The following is a 20,337-nucleotide window of genomic DNA, read 5'->3' as shown; positions in this document are numbered from 1 at the left end:
GAGGTGGTGTAAATGAAAGCAGAACGTAAAGAAACATGGATTCAAAACTGGTATAAGTTTGCGGCTGGTAAAGTATCTGTATTAGGGCTGGCGATCGTGCTGCTCATTGTACTTCTTGCGATCTTTGCACCAGTGATCGCGCCGTATCCCGAGGATGCGGGGCCGGTAGTGAAGTTTGAAGAAAGCTCACAGCCGCCGAGCGCGCAGCATCTTATGGGGACGGACACAATGGGACGGGATGTCTTTTCCAGACTGCTCATCAGCTTAAGGAGCAGCCTTCTGATGGGAGTTCTCGTGCTGGCGATCGCGGTACCGGTAGGGTTTGTCGTAGGTGTCCTGGCCGGATACTTTAAAGATACGTGGATAGAGACCATACTGATGCGGATCGTAGATATCTTTCTGTCGGTGCCGGCTCTCGTGCTTGCACTTGCGATCGCCGCGATCCTGGAACCGAACCTCAAGAATTCCATGGTGGCGATCACGATCATGTGGTGGCCCTGGTATGCAAGGCTGTCCTTTGGAGTGGCTTCCTCCCTCAGGACGGAAAATTATATTGTATACGCAGAACTGACAGGAGCAAAGTTAAGCCATATTGTATTGAAGGAGTTCCTGCCAAATACCTTTGACCAGATTCTGACAAAGATGACGCTCGATATGGGATACGTCATATGTATGGGGGCGACACTGAGCTTTGTAGGCCTCGGAGAACAGCCGCCTACACCGGCACTTGGAAATATGATCAACGACGGCGTCAAATTTCTTCCGGATATGTGGTGGCTTGCAGTATTTCCGGCAGTGGCGATCATTGTTATCGTGCTCGGATTTAACCTTCTGGGAGACGGTGTCGGAAATATCTTTAACGTGGAGGGCAAATAGATGGAAGAAAAGACGAACGTACTGGAAGTCAGGGATTTGTCCGTATCCTACACTGTTGCAAATGTAAAGACCCACGTACTGGAAGGTGTGTCATTTGACGTAGAAAAGGGAAAAAGTGTCGGCATTGTCGGGGAATCCGGCTGCGGTAAGACAACAACGTTACGGACGATTTTAAATGTGCTTCCTTCCAACGGAACGATCGAAAGCGGAGAGATCCTTTATGAAGGGGAAAATATACTGGAAATGCCAAAGGCCAGACTGCAGGAATACAGGCAGAAGGGGGCGGGGATGATCTTCCAGGATCCGTCAAGCGCCCTGAACCCGGTGATCTCTATTAAAAATCAGTTTCTGGAAGCATTGAAGTATGCGCACAAAGATAAAAAACTCACAAAAACAGAGCTTCTTGAAAAAGCGGCAAAATCGCTGGAGACAGTGTCGCTGGCAGACCCGGACCGGATACTGAACAGCTATCCGTTTCAGCTGTCCGGCGGTATGCGCCAGAGAGTGTGCATTGCCATGACGATGGCGGCGCAGAGGCAGCTGCTTCTGGCAGATGAGCCGGGGACGGCTCTGGACGTGACGATACAGGACCAGATCCTGAGACTGATCAAGAGCCTTGTAGAGTCAGGCGAACTGTCGGTTGTAATGGTGACCCATTCCCTCGGCGTGATCAGGCAGGTGACGACGTCGGTCAATATCATGTACGCAGGCACGATCGTGGAGGGCGGGGAGACGAAGCAGGTATTTGAAAACCCGCAGCATCCATATACACAGGCATTGATGGACTGTCTTCCGAAACTGACCGGCAGCGGCATTGCGAAAGGAATCCCCGGGCGGATACCGGATTACAGTAATCCGCCGAAGGGCTGCCGCTTTGCTCCCCGCTGCCCGTACGCTGATGAAAAGTGCAGAAATGAGAAACCTGTAAGGCATGAGATCAGCGCAGAGCATTGGGTGGCTTGCTTTCAAGCAGAGGAGGGAAAATAATGCCGGAGAAAATTTTGGAGATCAAAGATTTGAAAAAGTATTTTCCTTTGGGGAACGGACAGACGGTAAAGGCTGTGGACGGCGTCAGCATGGATCTGTATAAAGGAGAGACGCTGGGGCTGGTCGGTGAGTCGGGATGCGGAAAAAGTACGATTGCTTATACAGTAGTCGGAATGTATGGAGCTACAGATGGAGAAGTGTGTTATAAAGGCACGGACCTTGTAAAAAAAGGATACAAGCGTACGCTGCGGCAGAAAGGGGAAATACAGATCGTATTCCAGGACCCGGGTTCTTCGCTGAATGCGCGCCGGACAATTGAAAAGAGCATGCAGGTCCCGCTTGACATCCATGACAAGATGTCAAAAGAAAAGAAACAGGCGCGGATCGAAAGTCTCCTGGAGGAGGTAGGGCTCCCGAAGGAATATAAAAATAAGATGCCCCGCAACATCGGCGGCGGAGAGAGACAGCTTGTGTCCGTGGCGAGAGCGCTGGCCACGAACCCGGAACTGATCATTCTGGATGAACCGACGTCTGCCCTCGATGTATCGGTACAGGCAAAGGTTATCAATACACTGATCGAACTGCAGAAGGAACTTGAGCTGTCGTATCTGTTCATCACTCATGACCTGAGCCTGATGCGCAACGTGGCGACCCGGGTGGCTATCCTGTATCTCGGCAGGCTCTGTGAACTGGCTCCGACGAAAGAATTTTTTGACGCGCCGCTGCATCCTTACACACAGATGCTTTTGTCTTCCATTCCGGTCGCAACGGAAGAAGAGGAGGCAATGAAGCCGGAGCAGATCACTTCACAGGGGGAGATCCCCTCTCCGGTAAACGCGCCCAGCGGGTGTACGTTCCACACAAGATGCCGCGACTGTATGGATATCTGTAAGGTAGAGGCTCCGACAATGACGGAGATCGGACCGGAGCATTTTGTCTGCTGTCATAAGTTTGCAAAACACGGTTTGGAGGAACAAAAGGAGGCGCAGGAAGAGTGATAGGACGTGAATTACAATTTGCAGCCGAAGTGCTGATAAATGACCTGCTCAAGACGCAAAAAGGTGAGATCGTCGCGATCACCGGGGATACGGCGTCCGACATGTCTGTCATCGAGACAGTTGGACGGGCCGCAGCCATGGCGGGGGCAAAGCCGCTCATCGCCCTGATCCCCACGCCGTCGGGGGTAAGTCTCGCTGCGGATAAGGACATTCAGGTAGAGGGCTTAAGCGGGCTGCTCGCCCATGCGGACATCTGGATCGAGCTGAATGTGAAATGGCTCTTATATTCCACGCCATTTTACAGAGCAAAAAAGGCAAACCCGAGCCTCCGGCACATGTGTCTGACCGGCACGACGGCGGATACGCTCATCCGCTGTGTCGGAAATGTAAATTATCCTGCCATGCGCCGGTTTACCGTCATACTGCGGGATAAGATCGCGGGCGCAAAGCAGGTGCGCATGGTATCTCAGATGGGGGATGTCCTTTCCTTTGAAAATGTACAGGAAAGGCCCATATCGTGCAAGCTGGGAGATGCCAGTGTTCCGGGGACGCATCTTTTCATGGGGCAGATCGGATGGACGCCGGATATAGAGAGTGTGAACGGTGTCATCTGTCTTGACGGTTCCGTAGCGCCGGACATCGGCATCATCACGACGCCGGTAAAGATCCGTGTGGAGCACGGCTGTATCCAGTCGATCGACGGTGGAGAAGAGGCGAAAAAGTATGAGGCGTGGCTGAAAGGATTTGCACATCCCCAGATGCTTCGGGTGTCACATGCCGGCATAGGCTTCCACCCTGGCGCGGGCGTGATCGGAGATATTCTGCTGGACCAGCGGGTATGGGGATCTACGACGTGGGGATTTGGAAGCATCGGGGCCGGTATGCTGCCGCCGGAGGGCGTGTACGCGCCGTCCCATTCCGACGCGGTCTCCTTAAATACAGACATCTATCTGGACGAAAAACCGCTCTGGCTTCACGGGACGCTCATAGATGAGGAACTGAAGGAACTGGCAGGCAGACTGACATGTACGCAAGGAAAGGTGTGATAAAGTGAGTGACTTTTTATATGAATTTGAGATAGGAAAGGCTGCGGAAGTTATCGTGAAGGAGCTTTTTAAAGTAAAGCCCGGCGAAAGCTTTGTGATCACCGCAGATACAAAGAGCGATGAGCGTGTAGTAAATGCCACCGCGCGGGCCGTGTATGCGGCCGGGGCCAAACCGATGGTGATCTGGACGGCGACACCGCCGGGACCAGGAAAGCAGGTGGACGGTTTTCTGCCGTCTGCGGCGATAAAAGCAGCGCTTCTGGAAGCAGACTGCTGGATCGAGTACAATGCCATGTATTTTCTGTATTCCAGCACGTATGAGGAAGTGGCGCACACGAATAAAAAACTGCGGTTCTTGTGTCTTCCGGGAATGTATGTGGATGTATTTATCCGCCTGTTTGCCAATACAGACCACGGGGCGCTCCGGGATCTTCTGCATGCAGTGCGGGATAAGATACGCGCGGCAAAGCATGTACGCCTCACAAGTACGGCCGGTGAGGATATCTCATTTGACAACCACCCGGATCACCCGATCAACGCACGGGACGGATATGCGGATGAACCGGGGACACATATGCTGGCGGGCATGATCTCATGGACGCCGGATCTGGATACGGTGAACGGCGTCATTGCCATTGACGGTTCACTCGTGCCGCAGTTCGGGGTGCTGAAGGAGCCGGTGAAGATATATATGAAGGATGGCGTCATCGACCATGTGGAAGGCGGCTCCTCGGCCAGACAGTGGGAGAAATATATGAGAGACTTCCAGCATCCGCAGATGCTCCGGCCCGCCCATGTCTGCGTCGGATTTCATCCGAACGCAAAATTAACGGGACAGCTCGGAGAGGATGAGCGGATCTTCGGCGGTTCCCAGTGGGGCTTTGGGGCGATTGGAAGTTTCCTCGTGCCGCCGGACGGGGTCCCGGCGCCGTCCCACATCGATGCCACCTGTCTGAGCGTGTCCATTTACCTGGATGGGACGGCCATTACGAAGGACGGAAAGATCGTTGATGAAGACTTAAAAGAGTATGCGGCCAGATTGGGCAGATAAAGAGGAGAAAGAGGGGATACGGTGGATCACATATTAAATGACCTGATCGAGCAGTACAAAGAAGAGATTATTAAAACGACACAGAGGCTCATCGCACATCCTAGCCTTTATGAAGAGGGCAGAGAAGGGGCGCCGTTTGGAGAGCCCATTGAAGCGGCCCTTGAGGAAGTGCTGTCTGTGGCAGAAGAGCTTGGCTTTGAGACCAGAAATCATGAAGGGTATGCGGGCACGGTCAAGTGGGGGCAGAAAGGGAAGCAGATCGGCATTCTGACCCATATTGACGTAGTGCCTCCGGGAGACGGATGGACGTACCGTCCTTTCGAGGGCACCCTTGACAACGGCAGATTGTACGGAAGAGGTTCGCTGGACGATAAAGGGCCGATGGCGGCAGCTCTTTTTGCGATGAAAGCAGTAAAAGAGAGCGGGCTTCCGGTGAAGAACCACGTGTGCCACATCATCGGGACAGACGAAGAAAGCGGTTTTATGCGGGGGCTGAAATACTATCTGAAAAAAGAAGAAGCGCCCTGGGGAGGTTTCTCTCCGGACGGGGAGTTCCCGGTCATCCATGCGGAAAAGGGGATCCTCCGGTTTTATGTATCGGACACATGGGAGGAGACAAAACACGCCGGCGGCATGTACCTGAAGGAGATCCGGGGCGGGACAAAGGTGAACGTAGTTCCGGGATATGCATACGCGGCCGTTGACGGGACAGAAGACGCGGAGCACATGTTACAGGAGGCAAGGGACGGTTTTGCCAAAAAGGACAATATCTCTATTTCTAAGCAGGACACGGGCTGGAAAATAGAGGCAAAAGGACTGGGCGGCCACTCCTCGCAGCCGTGGAATGGTGAAAACGCGATCCAGACGCTTTTAGAGTTCCTGCACAGGCTGCCGTTAGAGGAAGGGGGCGGCGCCCGGTTTGCCGGAAAGATCGAAGAGTTATTCGGAGACGGTTACCGGGGGGAACGCCTCGGGATCGCGTGCGAGGATAAGCTATCCGGGATCCTGACACTCTCTCTTGGCGTACTGGAGCTGGGAGAAGGTTCCGGCAAGGCGACAGTGGAGATCCGTTATCCAATCCATGCTTCTGAGGAAGTAATCCTGAAAACGTTAAAGGTGGCGTGTGGGCAGCAGAAGGTGGAACTTGATATTTACCAGGACAAGAAGCACATTTATATGCCTGTGAAAGCGCCCCTCATACAGACATTGCTGCATGTGTACCGGGAAAGTACCGGGAGGGAGGAAGAGCCTGTCGTGATCGGCGGGGGCACCTATTGCAGGGCGGCGGAAAATTTTGCCGCTTACGGTCCTGTTTTTCCGGGGCAGAGGGAACTGGCACATGAGCCGGATGAATACATCAGCGTGGAGGATCTTATATTGTCCGCAAAGATCTACGCGCAGGCGCTCTATGTGCTGCTGAATATTTCCTGACGAAAAGAGATGGAAAGGAGTGGGCATATTGCTGAAGATGGGACTCGTGCAGCTTGCGGTCACAGAAGGTGAGATAGAGAAAAACTGCGCGCATGTGAGAGAGCTTGCCTTGACTTATGCAAAAAGAGAGGTTGATCTGCTGTGCTTTCCGGAGCTTAGCATCAGCGGGTATGATTTTCACAGGGCAGAAGGGTCCGGAGAGGAAAAGGAGTTTTATTCCGCCCTGGCAAAAGAGTGCAATACCGCGATACTGGCGGGCGTCTGTGTAAAAGAAGGAGACGCGTATTATGACGCCGCATGTATGTGGGATGAATATGGAACGCTTTTGGGCGAGTACAAAAAGATACATCTGTGGGATAAGGAGCGCGAATTTTTTACACACGGGGACGAATTGGTCCTGGTTCCCTACAGAGGCTTTCAGATCGGAATGCTCATATGTGCGGATATGCGCTTTTTTGAGATTTCCACGCCGCTTTCCAATATGGGGGCGGATGTGCTCGTGTATCCGAGCGCCTGGGCGGACGGCTGGAAAGATTTATTTCATCTCTGCGCGCGGATGAGGGCGGCTGAAAATCAGATCTACACCGCAGCGCTCAACCGTGCTTCCGGGGATGTAAGGTACTGCGGCGGAACGTCTGTGATGGGGCCGGAAGGAAACTTGTTATGCAGTCTTGAAGATGACAGGGAAGGCTATGTGGAAGTGATACTTTCAAAGCAGGAGATCAAAGACGCCAGGGCAAGGCTTGAGTGGGACAGTTTAAAGCTTCCCCATATATACAAAAAATATGAAACATATCAATATGCGGATGACAATCTGGAACATTATAAGAAGTAGGAGGATACAATATGGAATGGAATCTTGGAGTTGAAATGCGCGGTGAATACCGGAGAATGGAACTTGCCAGAGCGGCGATGAAGCTCGTGCGGGATATCATGCTCTGTAAGCCGGGAGAAAATCTTGTGATCACATATGATACGTGCATTGACGAGCGGGTCGTTCATGCGTTGACAGAGGCGGCTTACACGATAGAGACTGTCCCGACGGTCATCTATTATCCAACGGCAGAGGGATTTTACGCGGACCCCCCGCAGCCGGTCGCCGATGCGATCGCAGCCGCGGATGTGTGGATCGAGCTGACTTATGCCTCCATCATGCACGGACCTGCTTACCGCAGGGCAGTGGATGAAAACGGTGCGCGGTATATCTGCGCCACCGGTCTTGATACGGAAATGTTAGTAAATTGTATCGGAAAAGTGAATATTGATAAGGTGATCGAGCTGGGTGAGTATTTCAAATACCGCCTGGAAAAGGCGCAGGATATTCATCTGCTGTCAAAGGAAGGGATGGACCTTCGCGGCAGCATGGGAGGGCGCAAGGTCCGCCATTCGGGGATCAAAGCGTCGGAAAAAGGATATCCGGTCATGCTCACCGGCCAGACAAGCTGGTGTCCGGTAGAGGAATCGATAGAAGGAAGGCTCGTATTTGACGGGGCTGTATTCCCGCCGGATACACTCGGTGTTCTGAGAGATAAGATCTGCATTGATTTCAAAGAAGGACGTGTTGTGGATGTGACGGGAGGAGCAGAGGCGGAAATATATAAGAACTGGCTGTACTCTTTTGACGATCCGAATATGCTGCGCCTTGCACATTACTCACAGGGATTCAATCCGGGAGTGAGAAAAGTGACCGGGCGTATCGTGGAGGACGAGCGGGTGTTCGGCTGTATGGAATTTGGGATCGGCAGTCAGGGCGTCAAGATCGGCGGCGCCCACTGGAGCGCTGCCTCACATTCCGATGGAACGGTACTGCGTCCGACGATCATACTGGACGGTGAAAAACTGGAAGAAGATGGTGTGTTTGTCGATGAGACTGCCAGGAAGATCTGTGCGGAACTGGGAGTCGCGAGATATTAACATACAGGCAGGGAGCGTATATGGGAAAAAAACGAATCTTATTTTTAAAAGCAGTTGCATACAGTGATCTAAATCCAACGATCCGATCTTATCTGTGCCAATATAAGGATAACAATACGGAGCTTGAGGTGAGAAGCCTGGATACAGGGCCGAAGCATTTGGAATATCAGTATTATCAGGCCATTGCGGGAAACGGCATCTTAAAAGAAGTGCTGAGGGCAGAAAAGGATGGGTTTGACGCGGTGATCATCAGCTGCTTTGACGATCCCTTTTTATACCCGGCGCGGGAGATCAGCCGGAACATAGTCGTCACGGCGCCCGGCGAAGCGAGTATGCATCTGGCGGCCGTGCTGGGGAACCAGTTTTCGGTCATAGTGGGGCGGGATAAGTGGATCCCCCAGATGAAAGAAAATGTCCACAGATACGGCCTTTTAAGCAAGCTCGCCTCCTTCAGGAGCCTCGGTATGGGAGTGCTTGAGTTCCACGAGAATGAAGAAGAGACGGTCCGGCGGATGAAGCGGGAGATCCGGGCGGCGATCGAGACAGACCGCGCGGAAGTGATCATCCTTGGGTGCAGTATGCAGTTTGGATTCTATGAGGAGCTTCAGAAAGAATTCCACGTACCGGTGATCGATTCCATGGTGGCGGGTCTTAAGCATACCGAATATCTTTTGGAGATGAAGGAAAAGGCAGGCTGGAGCTTCAGCAGACGGGGCTTGTATGAAAGACCGCCGGAAGATGAGATGAAAGAGTGGAAAATAGAACCGTACGGGCTGGGGACACCCTGAAACGAGATGGGGACGGAGGAAAATTAATTTTCCTCCGTCCCCATCTCGTTTCAGGGTGTCCCCAGTCATTCCCGTGTTGCTAATTAAATATTAAACCATTATAATATAACATAATAAATTTTACATAACGATAACAGGTAAATTTGACGGAAGGTGTAAGGGATGCAGAATAGAAAATGGCGTGTACTGATTGTGGACGATGAATTTAGGATTGGAATGTTGATCAGGAAGCTGATCAAGTGGGACGAGTATGATATGGAATTTGTGGATGCCGTGGATAATGGGGAGACTGCGTTCCAGATCATCAAGGAAAAGAGGCCGGACATTGTTATCACAGATATCCGTATGCCGAAGCTGAGCGGCCTTGATCTGATCTGCATGACGCGGGAGATAAGCAGAGACATCAAGTTTGTCGTGATCAGCGGGTATAAAGAATTCGAGTACGCGCACCGGGCGCTTCAGTACGGGGTGGACGACTATCTGCTGAAGCCGATCAGTGAAGATGAGCTGAATAAAGTGTTGAAGAAAATACATAAGGAATTCCTGCAGAAGGAGCACCAGATAAAGGAGAGGCAGGAGCTGCAGGAGAAGGTGACGCAGAGCCGGCAGATCATCAAGCGTGACTTTCTGAAAAATATTATTGAGCAGGAAGACGCGGACGAGGTGGAGGATGCGAGAGTCGCCCTTGAGGGGGAGGTCTACCGGGGGATCGACATCAAGCTTGATTATGTGGATTACAGTAAGAGCGACCGGAAGCAGGACCGGCTGACGGTGGAGCGCATTGTCACGATCGTGGAGGGGATACTGAAAGAAGTGTCCGAGGAAGTGCTCATATGTGAAAAGGAGAACCTGCACATCTACTGTCTGTTTAACTATGATTACAGCAGAGCCAAGCTGATCAAAAACAGCATCAATGACATCCTCTCGGAGATAAAAGAGTATCTCATAGGTTTCGAGCAGTATGAGGTGACGATCGGCGTCGGCACAGAGCGGACGGACTTTGCAGGGATCCGGTTTTCCATCAGGGAGGCAAACCGGGCGGTCGGAAACCGTATTAAAATGGGGACCGGGCGGCTCATCTACGCAGAGGCCGCGGCGCGGGGAGTAGACAATACGGACGAAAATCCGGTGGAGCGGTACCGGGAAAGCTTCCTGGCCAGCCTGGAAGTGTATTCAAGAGAGAATATGGAGCAGTGTCTCAACCAGATATTCAGCAGCTTCATGCTGCGCGATGACATTGACTTCTCCGGATGCTATACCGCTGCGGAGGAACTGATCGACCTTTTCTTCGGTTACATGGATCTCCACCAGGAAGAGTCGCGCCAGTTGAGAAAAAGGCTTGGCGGCAGCTGTCAGCACTGTTATTCCATCACACAGCTTAAGAACCTGCTTAAGACCGAGCTTGGCAGTTATCTTGACATGAACCGGGCGGCTGCGGAGGACGAGTCGGTAAAGCCCGTCCGCCAGGCAAAGCAGTACATTGACGAGCACTACAACGAAAAGATCGTGCTGGAAGATATCGCGGAAGTCATCGGGCTGAACCCGGTCTATTTCAGCGTACTGTTCAAAAAAGAAGCGGGCATGAACTTCAGCGCTTATCTCATGAACGTGCGCATGGAGAAGGCGAAGGAGATGCTCTGCAGCTCAAATGAGACGATTGCGGCCATCGGAGAGCGCGTCGGATATAAAGACTCCCGATATTTCAGCCAGACATTCGCAAAAGTAGTCGGTGTGAAACCGGCGCTGTATCGCAAGCTGCATTCTTAGGAGGAGAATATGAAACTGGTCAGAAGATTGAGAACGGTAATATTAAGTGAAATTGTCTTCCTGCTCCTTCTTTTTATTATAGTGGAAAGAAATGGATATGCCCCGGAAATGATTCCGGCAGTTATCCTCATCCAGACCGGAATGTTAGTCTATCTGGCGGCGGCTGTCTATATCCCTGTTAAAAACTTTGCAGAGACACTGGACGGCTTCACGCAGAAAGACGGTACAACGGATGAAAATGTAGAGGAAGAGCTCAGGCAGGCGGCGGGGCGCGTCCCGTATATGGGACAGATAGAACGCCTTGCGGACAGATACGCCAATCAGCGGACGCGCAAGAGTTCCGCAAAGATCTTTGACAAGCAGCCAGAGCTCACTGAGCTCCAGAGCCAGATCAACCCGCATTTTCTCTACAACACGCTTGAGTCTATCCGGGGGCAGGCGCTGATGGACGACAATATAGAGATCGCCAGGATGGTGGAGGCGCTGGCGGCATTTTTCCGGTACAGCATCAGCGGAAAAGGCAATCTAGTCACGCTGCGTGACGAATTTGCCAATATTAACAACTATATGCTCATACAGCGCTACCGCTTCAACAACCGTTTTTCCATGGAGATCATTATTGATGAGGAGGATGAGGCGGCATATGACTTCCTCATTCCGAGACTGATCATCCAGCCCGTTGTGGAAAATGCCATCTTCCACGGTCTGGAAGAGAAGCTGGAAGGAGGAAAAGTGATAATTGAAGTCATCGTCACGGAAAGCAACCTCATCGTCACCATATCCGACAATGGAAAAGGGATCGAAAGCGGTGAACTGAAAGAACTGAACGCCAGGATCAAGTCGCAGGATATGCAGCTTTATGACGGCGGCAGCAGACAGCGGAACACAGGGATCGCGCTTCCGAATATCCACAAGAGGATCCAGCTGCTTTTCGGGGAGGAGTACGGGGTAAATGTATACAGTACCGTCGGCCAGGGGACGGATGTGGAGATCACTGTGCCGGCCGGATATGAGAGAGGCGGTGGCTTGGAAGATGAAGAAAGAAATACTGCGGATTAACAATTTGAACTATACGTATGCCGGCAACCGGAGGCTGGAAAATATCTCCATGTGCATTCTGGAGGGGGAGAGCGTCGGCTTCCTCGGGCTTACGTACTCGGGAAAAGATCTGCTCGTCCGCCTGCTGAGCAAAGAGGCGGAGGCAGATATCCAGGATTTTAACATTTACGTGGACGGGGTGAAGATGTCCGACCAGGAAGAACTGGCGGGCAAAGTGTACCGCATAGCGGCATCCAACTACACGATAGACGACTGGACGGTGGCAGAATACATAGGGCTCGTAGATTCAGGCTGGTTTCAGATGCTCTGGAAAAGACGGCTTCTGGAGGAGGAGACGGATGCGTATTTTAAGGAACTAGGCATTCCCTTCGACGTCTCCCGGAAACTGAAAGATCTGACCGAACTGGAAAAAAGGATCGCCGACATGGTAAAAGCGAGAAGGCACGGGGTGCGGATCGTCATTGTGGAAGACGAATTCGAGGGAATGCGTCCGGAATCCATCGGAGAATTTGCCCGTGTCATGAAGCAGCTTGCAAAAGGCAGCCTGGCAGTCATTGTAAACAGCCATTCCGATATGGTGCTGTCCATCCTGTCGGATAAATATATCATTATGAAAAAGGGACGGATCGTGAAAAAGTGCAGGAAGGATTATATACAGGACGGCGCGCACCTGGAAAAGTTTCTGCTCGGCAGCACGATCAAATCCAAAAAGAAACATATGGACAGCTATACACTGGAGCAGAGCGAAGAAAAAAAGACGGTATACCGTGTCAGGGGGCTAAAGCTTAAGGACGGCAGAAAAGGTGACTTCAACTTTTCGAGGGGAGAGGTAGTCACCTTTCTTGTGCTGGATAGCAAAGAAAAGGAGAGGCTGTTTCTGCTGCTTTCCGGGCGCCAGGCCGGAAGAGATACTTACTGCATCGTCGACTCGCAGGAGTACGCCTCCGGTGATTTCAGCGGCTTCGTGCACGGCAAGGTCGTGTCTGTCATGCATATGGGGAGCAAGGAGGAAGTGTTCACCCGTATGTCCGCGGGGCAGAACCTGCTCCTGCCTTCTCTCGGGAAAATATCATCCGTAGAGTATATTGCGTCGTCCGGGCGCATATCGAAGATGCTGAAACAGAATATGGACAGCGACGCCGTGCTGCCAGACATGGAGGCGGGCAGCCTGGAGGTGAACGACCTCATAAGCGTCACCTGTGAGCGCTGGTACATCTACAATCCGAAGGTGCTCGTCCTGTTTGAGCCCTTTGCCCAGTGCGACGTATACGGGGTATCGATCGTGAAATCTTACATCAAAAAGTTTGCCAACAGAGGAACTGCCGTGATCATCCTGAAGTCCAGGGAGGAGTATGTGGAGGACATCTCCGACAAGATCATAAGCCTTGATTAGAGGCTGCGGCAAATGCCTTAAAATGTTCACACTTAATCTAAATCCTGTCACATTGGATTCTGATTTTCCTCCATGTATAATAAAACCATTCCAAGAGGGAAAGAACTAGCATAAAGGAGGAAATGTAAATGAAAAAGAAAGTTTTATCGGTTCTGCTGGCAGCAGTTATGGTTACTGCAATGCTCGTAGGATGTAACTCCGGCGAGTCCAAAAAAGACGCCGGAGGAGAGGCGAAAAAAGGTGAGGACCTGACATTTGTTGTTGTACCTAAATGTGTGCATGCCTGGTTTGATGAAGTCAACAAAGGCGCGCAGCTTCAGGCTGACGCACTGTCTGACCAGCTCGGCGTAGAAGTCAAGATCGACTACCGCGCGCCATCCAAGTCTGATGTGGCAGAGCAGAATTCTGTTATGGAGCAGGCGGCCGCAACAAAGCCGGACGGCATCGCGGTCGACCCTGTAGACTATGAAGGAAGCAAGGCGGTCATCGAAGAGATCCAGTCCCAGGGTATCCCGGTCGTGCTCTTTGACGCTCCGTCACCGGAAGGCAGCGGACTTACAAGCGTGGGCAACGACTTTAAAGAGCAGGCGACTATCGCGGCAGACAAACTTGCAGAGCTTATCGGGGAAAAAGGAAAAGTTGCAGTAATGCAGGGATTCCCTTCCGCTCCAAACCATGCAGAAAGATATCAGGCGCATCTGGACGCACTGAAGAAATATCCGAATATCGAAGTGATCGACGGCGGTATCGACAACGACAACGTAGAAGAAGCACAGTCCCAGGCGGCGGCGGTTCTTGCGGCCAATCCGGACCTGAAAGGATATCTGAACTGTGACGCCTGCGGTTCCGGTGTGGCGGCAGCCATCGAGGAAGCTGGAAAAGCCGGTGATGTCACATTCGTGGCAATGGATAACCTCATTGAGATTCTGGACTACGTTAAGAGCGGCACTATCTCAGCGACATCTTCCACAATACCGCAGATGCAGGGCTCTATGGCAGTGCTGATGATGTGGCAGCAGTCCATCGGAATCGAAATTCCGCAGAAGGTTGACACAGGTATCGCATACATCGATGAGACAAACATCGACGAATGGATCAAAACTGTAAGTGAATAACAATCAGAATGACTAAAAACGGGGGGCTTGTGACTGGATTAATTCAAGTTACTCGCCCTTCGTTTTTTTAAAAGGAGCATGTCTATGAAAGTATTAGAGGCACAAAATATCACGAAATTATTCCCGGGCGTCGTCGCCCTTGATTCGGTAGATGTATCCTTTGAGCCAGGAGAGATCCACTGTGTCATCGGTGAGAACGGAGCGGGGAAAAGTACACTTATCAAGTGTCTGACAGGAGTATATGAGCCGGAGGAAGGTCAGGTTCTGATCGGCGGTGAGGATGCGCTGAAGAACAAAGTGCTTTTTGACAAAGTGGCATATGTGCCGCAGGAGATAGATCTGTTCGGCTATATGTCCGTCGCCGAGAACCTGTTCCTGCCATATGAGAGATCCGGCCTGAAAGGAATTGTAAACCAGAAAGAACTTGAGAAAAAAGCGGTTCCGCTGCTTGAAAAGTTCCGCATTCCGGTTAAACCGGACGATCTTGTAAAAGATATATCCGTCTCCGCGCAGCAGCTGCTCCAGATCGCAAGAGCAGCCGTCCATGAGGATTATGAAGTGCTGATGCTGGACGAACCGACGACAAGTCTTACAACGAGTGATACACAGATATTATTTGACATTGTAAAAGAAATTAAAGCAGAAAACAAAGCGATCATATTCATTTCCCATAAGCTGGAAGAGATATTTGCCCTCGGCGATGTGCTGACAGTGTTCCGGAATGGAAAAAAAGTTGCTTATTCCAAATTGGAAGAGATAGATATACCGTGGGTGATCCGGCAGATGACAGGACGGGAGCTCGACCAGGAGCAGGTCTTTTATTCTGACAAGGTCACAGATGAAGTGCTTCTCGAAGTGAACAAACTGACGGGAGAGCGGTTCACGGATGTAAGTTTTACCTTGAAAAAAGGAGAGATATTAGGTTTTTCAGGCCTGGTAGGCGCTGGGAGAAGCGAACTGATGCAGGCGATCTTCGGTTACCTTCCTGTTTATTCCGGCAGTGTAAAGCTGGACGGCGAGGACTGGAAGCTGGGAGATACGAATTATTCTGTGAACCACGGGTTCATTTATCTGCCGGAGGAGCGGAAGAAACAGGGGATCCTCCCGGTGCTGTCCATCCGTGAGAACATTTCCGTCTCCGCTCTCGAAGACCTGAAAAGCGGTTTCAGCATATCTAAAAGAAAAGAAGACGAGCTTGCGGGCAGGATCATTGATACATATGATGTCAAGACGCCGGACGCAGAGAAGGAGATACAGTTCTTAAGCGGCGGCAACCAGCAGAAAGTCATAATCGGACGCTCTATGTGCTGCAGTCCGAAGGTGCTTGTGTTTGATGAACCGACGAAGGGGATCGACGTCGGGACAAAAGCAGAGATATACCGCCTCATGAAAGAACTGGCAGAGGATAAAGGGATCGGGATCATCCTCATATCGTCGGAGATGGAGGAGATAAAAAAGTGCTCCAACAGGATCATTGCGCTGTACGAAGGGAAAAAGGCCGGAGAGTATGACGCAGAGGCGGATAAAGAAGCAATCCTGAGTGCTATTATTGGAGTAAATTCTTAGAGAAAGAGGAGTCGTTTATTATGAATAAAGAGAAAACAAAGACAAACAACGTCTTCGTAAATGCGTTGAAGAAAAGTAATATGACAGCGATCGGCGTCGTACTGCTGCTGATGATCATTATTGCGAGTGTAGCTTCTCCGTATTTTCTGGATATATATAACCTGCAGTCTCTCATCAGAGATTTGGCATTCATCGGAATGATCGGTATTGCCCAGTCACTGCTTCTGCTCATCGGAGAGCTGGATCTGTCCGTCGGAAAGATAGCGTCGCTGTGCGGTATTCTCGCAGGTATGATGATGGTCAATTACGGATTTAACCCGTGGCTCTCACTGGCGCTGGCGCTTCTGCTCGGCCTTGTGTTCGGCTGTATCAACGGTCTGATCATCACAAAGTTAAGACTGAATTCTATGGTAGCCACGATCGGTATGCAGGGAGTGTACGGAGGCATCAACCTTGTACTTACAAAAGGAAAGGCGATCACGGGAATTCCGGGGGATATCTACATACTCGGCAAAGGGAACCTCGGTCCGGTCCCATTTCCGTTCGTGTTCTGTGTGGCAGTTCTCATCCTTATTATATTTATGGTAAAGAAGACAAAAACAGGACGTTACATTTACGCGATCGGCAACAGCCGTGAGGCTGCCAAGATCCTCGGGATCAAGGTGGACAAAATCAGAGTGATGATATACTCCATTGTCGGCCTCATCTCATCTCTTGCAGGTATCCTGTACGTGGCGCGGCTCGGTTCCTCACAGTCAGCCATCGGTGAGAACTGGCCGATGAACTCTATCGCAGCATCTGTCATCGGCGGTGTCTCGCTGACAGGCGGCATCGGTAACCCGGCGGGCGCTCTCATAGGCGCGGCCATTATCAGTATCATTCAGAACATGATCGTACTGTTCGGTGTAAATGTCTACTGGCAGTCAGCGGTCAGCGGTATCGTAGTTGTTATCGCCATATCCTTCAGCTCTATCTCCGAGATCATGCGGGAGAGAAAGCAGAGAAAAATAAAGCTTGGTTAATGATCGCATGGACTTACGCACAGAGGCGGTCCATGTCCGGAAAGGAGAATAAAATATGAAACTGGGATTAAATCTGTCATTTGCCGTAAAGCGTTTTATGGATCCGGAAAAGCTGGCTCTCATGTGTAAAAATGACTTTGGCACGGATCACGTACAGTTTACATGGGACCTGATCGATCCGTGGTGGCCGGAAGAATTAAGAGACGTATTGGCGCTGCGCTACAGAGACGCATTTGCAAAAGCCGGCGTGCATATAGACGCCACGTTCGGCGGGCTGGCCTCTTATTCCTACGGGCATTTTCTCGCCCCGTCGAAGGAGCAGAGGGAGGCGGCGTTTCTCTTCTTCAAACGGGCCATTGACCTGACGGCAGTCATGGGGGCAAAGGTGATGGGGACGCCGGTGGGCGGAATGTCATACGATGACGCGTTAGATCCTGCCAGGCGGGAAGCATTGTACGAAGAAATGCTCGATTATGTAAGACGTCTGGCCTCCTACGGGAAAGAGAAAGGGATAGAGGAGATACATATCGAGGCGACCCCTCTCATAACAGAATTTCCCCACAGCCCGGAGGCATCGGTCAGGATGATGAAGGACTTGGAAGGAACGGATATTCCGGTCAGGCTTCTGGTGGACTGGGGGCATGCGCTCTTTAGACCGCTGCTTAAAGAGGAGGCGGACATTGAGCTGTGGTTCCATACGTGCGCTCCTTACATCGGCTCCATCCATCTGCAGCAGACAGACGGTCAGTGGGACCGCCACTGGGACTTTACAAAAGAAGGGATCGTAACGCCGGAACTGATAAAACGAGCCACGGCGGACGCTGGGCTTGACGATGTCATGCAGTATCTGGAAGTTGTCACAATATTTGAAGAAGAGGACGACGCGGTCTATGACGGCATGAAAAAGACGATGGACTACCTTCACAGAGAGCTTGGATAAAGGAGGCTTACATATGGAATATAAAGAGATGTATGAACGGATTCTTTCCGAGTACAGACAGGTGTTTGAAAAGCTGGATGAAGCGGGGATGCGGGCGTTCATTGAGGAAGTGAAAAAGCACGGACGCATTTTTCTCATAGGAGTCGGACGAGAGGGGATGGCGACGAGAGCATTTGCCATGCGGCTCATGCATATGGGCAAGGAGATCCACTGGATCTGGGACGACACGACGCCTTCCATCGGGGAGGGCGACCTGCTCATAGCGACGCTGGGAGACGGCTGCATCGGGCATATCAACTATATCTGTGAGCGGGCAAAGGAAGCCGGGGCGTTCATATATGTGGTGACCGGATCGCCGAGCGGGCGTACGGCACAGCACGTGGCGGACAAAGTGTTTTTTGTGCCGGCGGCGGTGTACAGGGGGACAGATGATGTGGTCGCGTCCTTCCAGCCGATGGGCAATCTGTTTGAACAGTGTCTGCTCATCCTGTTTGATATGATCGTTATGACGATCGTGGACGAGACGCCGGGACTGACGTTTGAGAAGATGTCCGGGCGGCACAGGAATGTGGAGTAAAGGATAAGAAGGAGGAAAGGGTGCCATGAAAAAGATATTAAATGCGGATGTGTCAAATGTCGTGGAAGAGATGCTTGCCGGCTACCTGTCCGCGTACAGGCGCTATTATAAAAAAATCGGGGAATACAATGCATTTATGTACAAGGGCCACAGGAAAGACAAGGTTGCCCTCGTCATCGGCGGCGGAAGCGGACACGAGCCGCTGTTCTCCGGATACTGCGGCGCCGGGCTGGCAGATGGAGTCGCCTGCGGCAACATATGCGCCTCCCCGAACCCGGAGCTGATCTATGAGACGGCGAAAGCGGTGGATCAGGGGAAGGGTGTTTTATTCATCTACGGATGTTACGCCGGGGACAATCTGAATTTTGACATGGCGGAAGAACTGTGCAGGGCGGACGGTATTCAGACCGCGCATGTGCGCGTATGGGACGACTGCGCTTCCGCGCCGAAAGAGAGGATCACCGACCGCCGTGGCATCGCGGGGGATGTCTTCGTCATTAAGACCGCCGGGGCGGCATGCGATGCCGGCCTTGCGTTTGACGAAGTCGTGCGCATCGCCGAAAAGGCGAGGGACAATATCAATACGATCGGGCTTGCCACATCTCCGGGAACGCTGCCGGGCAATGACAAGCCTACCTTTGAACTGCCGGAGGACGAGGTGGAGTTCGGCATGGGACTCCACGGCGAACCGGGGATCGAACGCACGAAGATGAAGCCGGCGGATGAGCTTGTGGACAGGATGTATGAAGAGCTGAAAGCAGAGATGGACCTGAAGACGGGAGATGAAGTCGCGGTCCTTGTGAACGGGCTTGGCTCCACACCGCTGCTGGAGCTGAACATCGTGTATTATGACCTGCACAGGCGGATGGCGGCGGACGGGCTGAAGGTGCACGACGCGGAAGTGAAGACGTACTGTACATGTATGGAGATGGGAGGATTCTCCATCACCATATTAAAGCTGGACGAGGAACTGAAGCAGTTTTATGATGCGCCGTGCTATTCCCCGTACTATGCGAAAGGGGAACTGACCGGCGCCGTGAGCGCGGCGGACGACGGTGAAGAGGAAGAAGAGCCGGAGTTTGACGAGACAGACGTTGACGAGGCTGTTATCGTAAGAAGCAAAGAAGGGGTGCTTGACAGGCTGAATGCTGCCGACGCAAGAAACATGCTTTTGTACATCGCAGATAAGATCATTGCCGCCAAACCGTATCTCACAGAGATCGACAGCGTGATCGGCGACGGTGACCACGGCATCGGCATGGCGGGAGGTATGCAGAAGGCGAAGAAAAAGCTGCTTCAGATGCAGGACGCAACAAATGTCTATGCACTGTTCGAGGCGGCGGGGAAAGCCATGCTCATGTCCATGGGCGGGGCGTCCGGCGTCATCTTCGGAAGCCTTTACCTGGCTGGAGCAAAAGACATGGAGCCCAAAGAAGAGCTGACGGCAGCCGATCTGGCGGCGATGGAAAGAAAGAGTCTTCTCGCGATCCAGGAGCGCGGGAAAGCAGAAGTGGGAGACAAGACGATGGTAGACGCGCTGGCTCCCGCAGTAGAAGCGATGGAGCGGGAGGCATCCGGCAGCCTTTTGGATATGCTGAACGCCGCGGAAGAGGCAGCAAGACAAGGCATGGAAGATACGAAAAAGTATATCGCCAGATTCGGGAGAGCGAAATCACTTATGGAGCGGGCCATCGGCCACCAGGATGCAGGAGCCACTTCCGTCTGGCTCATCTTCCAGGGCATGAGAGAATTTGTAGAAGGCAGATAGGGACACCCTGAAATAAAATTGGGGACAGGGGAAAACGAG

The 20,337-nt window shown here is 51.9% G+C and carries 18 protein-coding genes; all 18 read left to right on the top strand.

Annotation, left to right across the window (positions count from 1 at the left end; all coding sequences use genetic code 11):
• Window positions 1-12: 12 nt before the first annotated feature.
• Window positions 13-876 (top strand): ABC transporter permease, encoded by an 864-nt coding sequence (locus LAJLEIBI_RS15550; protein WP_006443090.1) that lies wholly within the window; start codon window positions 13-15, stop codon window positions 874-876.
• Complete coding sequence (locus tag LAJLEIBI_RS15545) at window positions 877-1,863, top strand: ABC transporter ATP-binding protein (protein WP_006443089.1); 987 nt, start codon at window positions 877-879, stop codon at window positions 1,861-1,863. It begins immediately after the preceding gene.
• Window positions 1,863-2,861, top strand: a complete 999-nt coding sequence (locus LAJLEIBI_RS15540; protein ID WP_006443088.1) for an ABC transporter ATP-binding protein — start codon at window positions 1,863-1,865, stop codon at window positions 2,859-2,861. Before LAJLEIBI_RS15545 ends, LAJLEIBI_RS15540 begins: the two co-directional genes overlap by 1 nt.
• Complete coding sequence (locus tag LAJLEIBI_RS15535) at window positions 2,858-3,907, top strand: 2,5-dihydroxypyridine 5,6-dioxygenase NicX family protein (protein ID WP_006443087.1); 1,050 nt, start codon at window positions 2,858-2,860, stop codon at window positions 3,905-3,907. The genes LAJLEIBI_RS15540 and LAJLEIBI_RS15535 overlap by 4 nt, the downstream gene beginning before the upstream one ends.
• Before the next feature lie 4 nt (window positions 3,908-3,911).
• On the top strand, window positions 3,912-4,958 hold the full coding sequence (locus LAJLEIBI_RS15530; RefSeq protein ID WP_006443086.1) for a 2,5-dihydroxypyridine 5,6-dioxygenase NicX family protein: 1,047 nt from the start codon (window positions 3,912-3,914) through the stop codon (window positions 4,956-4,958).
• Window positions 4,959-4,979: 21 nt separating this feature from the next.
• Window positions 4,980-6,389, top strand: coding sequence for a dipeptidase PepV (gene pepV, locus LAJLEIBI_RS15525; RefSeq protein ID WP_006443085.1), 1,410 nt, complete (start codon window positions 4,980-4,982; stop codon window positions 6,387-6,389).
• A gap of 19 nt (window positions 6,390-6,408) precedes the next feature.
• The gene (locus LAJLEIBI_RS15520; protein WP_243132955.1) at window positions 6,409-7,224 is read left to right on the top strand and encodes a carbon-nitrogen hydrolase family protein; all 816 of its coding nucleotides are present in this window, start codon (window positions 6,409-6,411) and stop codon (window positions 7,222-7,224) included.
• 11 nt (window positions 7,225-7,235) lie between these two features.
• Window positions 7,236-8,303, top strand: a complete 1,068-nt coding sequence (locus LAJLEIBI_RS15515; RefSeq protein ID WP_006443083.1) for a 2,5-dihydroxypyridine 5,6-dioxygenase NicX family protein — start codon at window positions 7,236-7,238, stop codon at window positions 8,301-8,303.
• 20 nt (window positions 8,304-8,323) lie between these two features.
• Window positions 8,324-9,091, top strand: a complete 768-nt coding sequence (locus LAJLEIBI_RS15510) for an aspartate/glutamate racemase family protein (RefSeq protein ID WP_006443082.1) — start codon at window positions 8,324-8,326, stop codon at window positions 9,089-9,091.
• A gap of 192 nt (window positions 9,092-9,283) precedes the next feature.
• Window positions 9,284-10,858, top strand: a complete 1,575-nt coding sequence (locus tag LAJLEIBI_RS15505) for a response regulator (protein ID WP_205689567.1) — start codon at window positions 9,284-9,286, stop codon at window positions 10,856-10,858.
• 9 nt (window positions 10,859-10,867) lie between these two features.
• Complete coding sequence (locus tag LAJLEIBI_RS15500; protein WP_149301986.1) at window positions 10,868-11,917, top strand: sensor histidine kinase; 1,050 nt, start codon at window positions 10,868-10,870, stop codon at window positions 11,915-11,917.
• The gene (locus LAJLEIBI_RS15495; RefSeq protein WP_170254094.1) at window positions 11,811-13,310 is read left to right on the top strand and encodes a sugar ABC transporter ATP-binding protein; all 1,500 of its coding nucleotides are present in this window, start codon (window positions 11,811-11,813) and stop codon (window positions 13,308-13,310) included. The genes LAJLEIBI_RS15500 and LAJLEIBI_RS15495 overlap by 107 nt, the downstream gene beginning before the upstream one ends.
• A gap of 128 nt (window positions 13,311-13,438) precedes the next feature.
• Window positions 13,439-14,425: a substrate-binding domain-containing protein gene (locus LAJLEIBI_RS15490; protein ID WP_006443078.1), complete on the top strand. Its 987-nt coding sequence runs from the start codon at window positions 13,439-13,441 to the stop codon at window positions 14,423-14,425.
• Window positions 14,426-14,509: 84 nt separating this feature from the next.
• Complete coding sequence (locus LAJLEIBI_RS15485; RefSeq protein ID WP_006443077.1) at window positions 14,510-15,991, top strand: sugar ABC transporter ATP-binding protein; 1,482 nt, start codon at window positions 14,510-14,512, stop codon at window positions 15,989-15,991.
• Window positions 15,992-16,011: 20 nt separating this feature from the next.
• Window positions 16,012-17,013 carry an ABC transporter permease gene (locus tag LAJLEIBI_RS15480; RefSeq protein ID WP_006443076.1) on the top strand — a complete coding sequence of 334 codons (1,002 nt, stop codon included), beginning with the start codon at window positions 16,012-16,014 and terminating at the stop codon, window positions 17,011-17,013.
• A 55-nt stretch (window positions 17,014-17,068) separates the two neighbouring features.
• Window positions 17,069-17,953, top strand: coding sequence for a sugar phosphate isomerase/epimerase family protein (locus LAJLEIBI_RS15475; protein WP_006443075.1), 885 nt, complete (start codon window positions 17,069-17,071; stop codon window positions 17,951-17,953).
• Between the two features lie 13 nt (window positions 17,954-17,966).
• Window positions 17,967-18,530, top strand: a complete 564-nt coding sequence (locus tag LAJLEIBI_RS15470; protein ID WP_006443074.1) for an SIS domain-containing protein — start codon at window positions 17,967-17,969, stop codon at window positions 18,528-18,530.
• A 25-nt stretch (window positions 18,531-18,555) separates the two neighbouring features.
• Window positions 18,556-20,298: a dihydroxyacetone kinase subunit DhaL gene (gene dhaL, locus LAJLEIBI_RS15465; RefSeq protein ID WP_006443073.1), complete on the top strand. Its 1,743-nt coding sequence runs from the start codon at window positions 18,556-18,558 to the stop codon at window positions 20,296-20,298.
• Window positions 20,299-20,337 lie beyond the last annotated feature (39 nt).

Source organism: [Clostridium] hylemonae DSM 15053 (assembly GCF_008281175.1).
Taxonomy (GTDB): Bacteria; Bacillota; Clostridia; order Lachnospirales; family Lachnospiraceae; genus Extibacter; species Extibacter hylemonae.
This window is presented reverse-complemented; position numbering and strand designations above follow the sequence as displayed.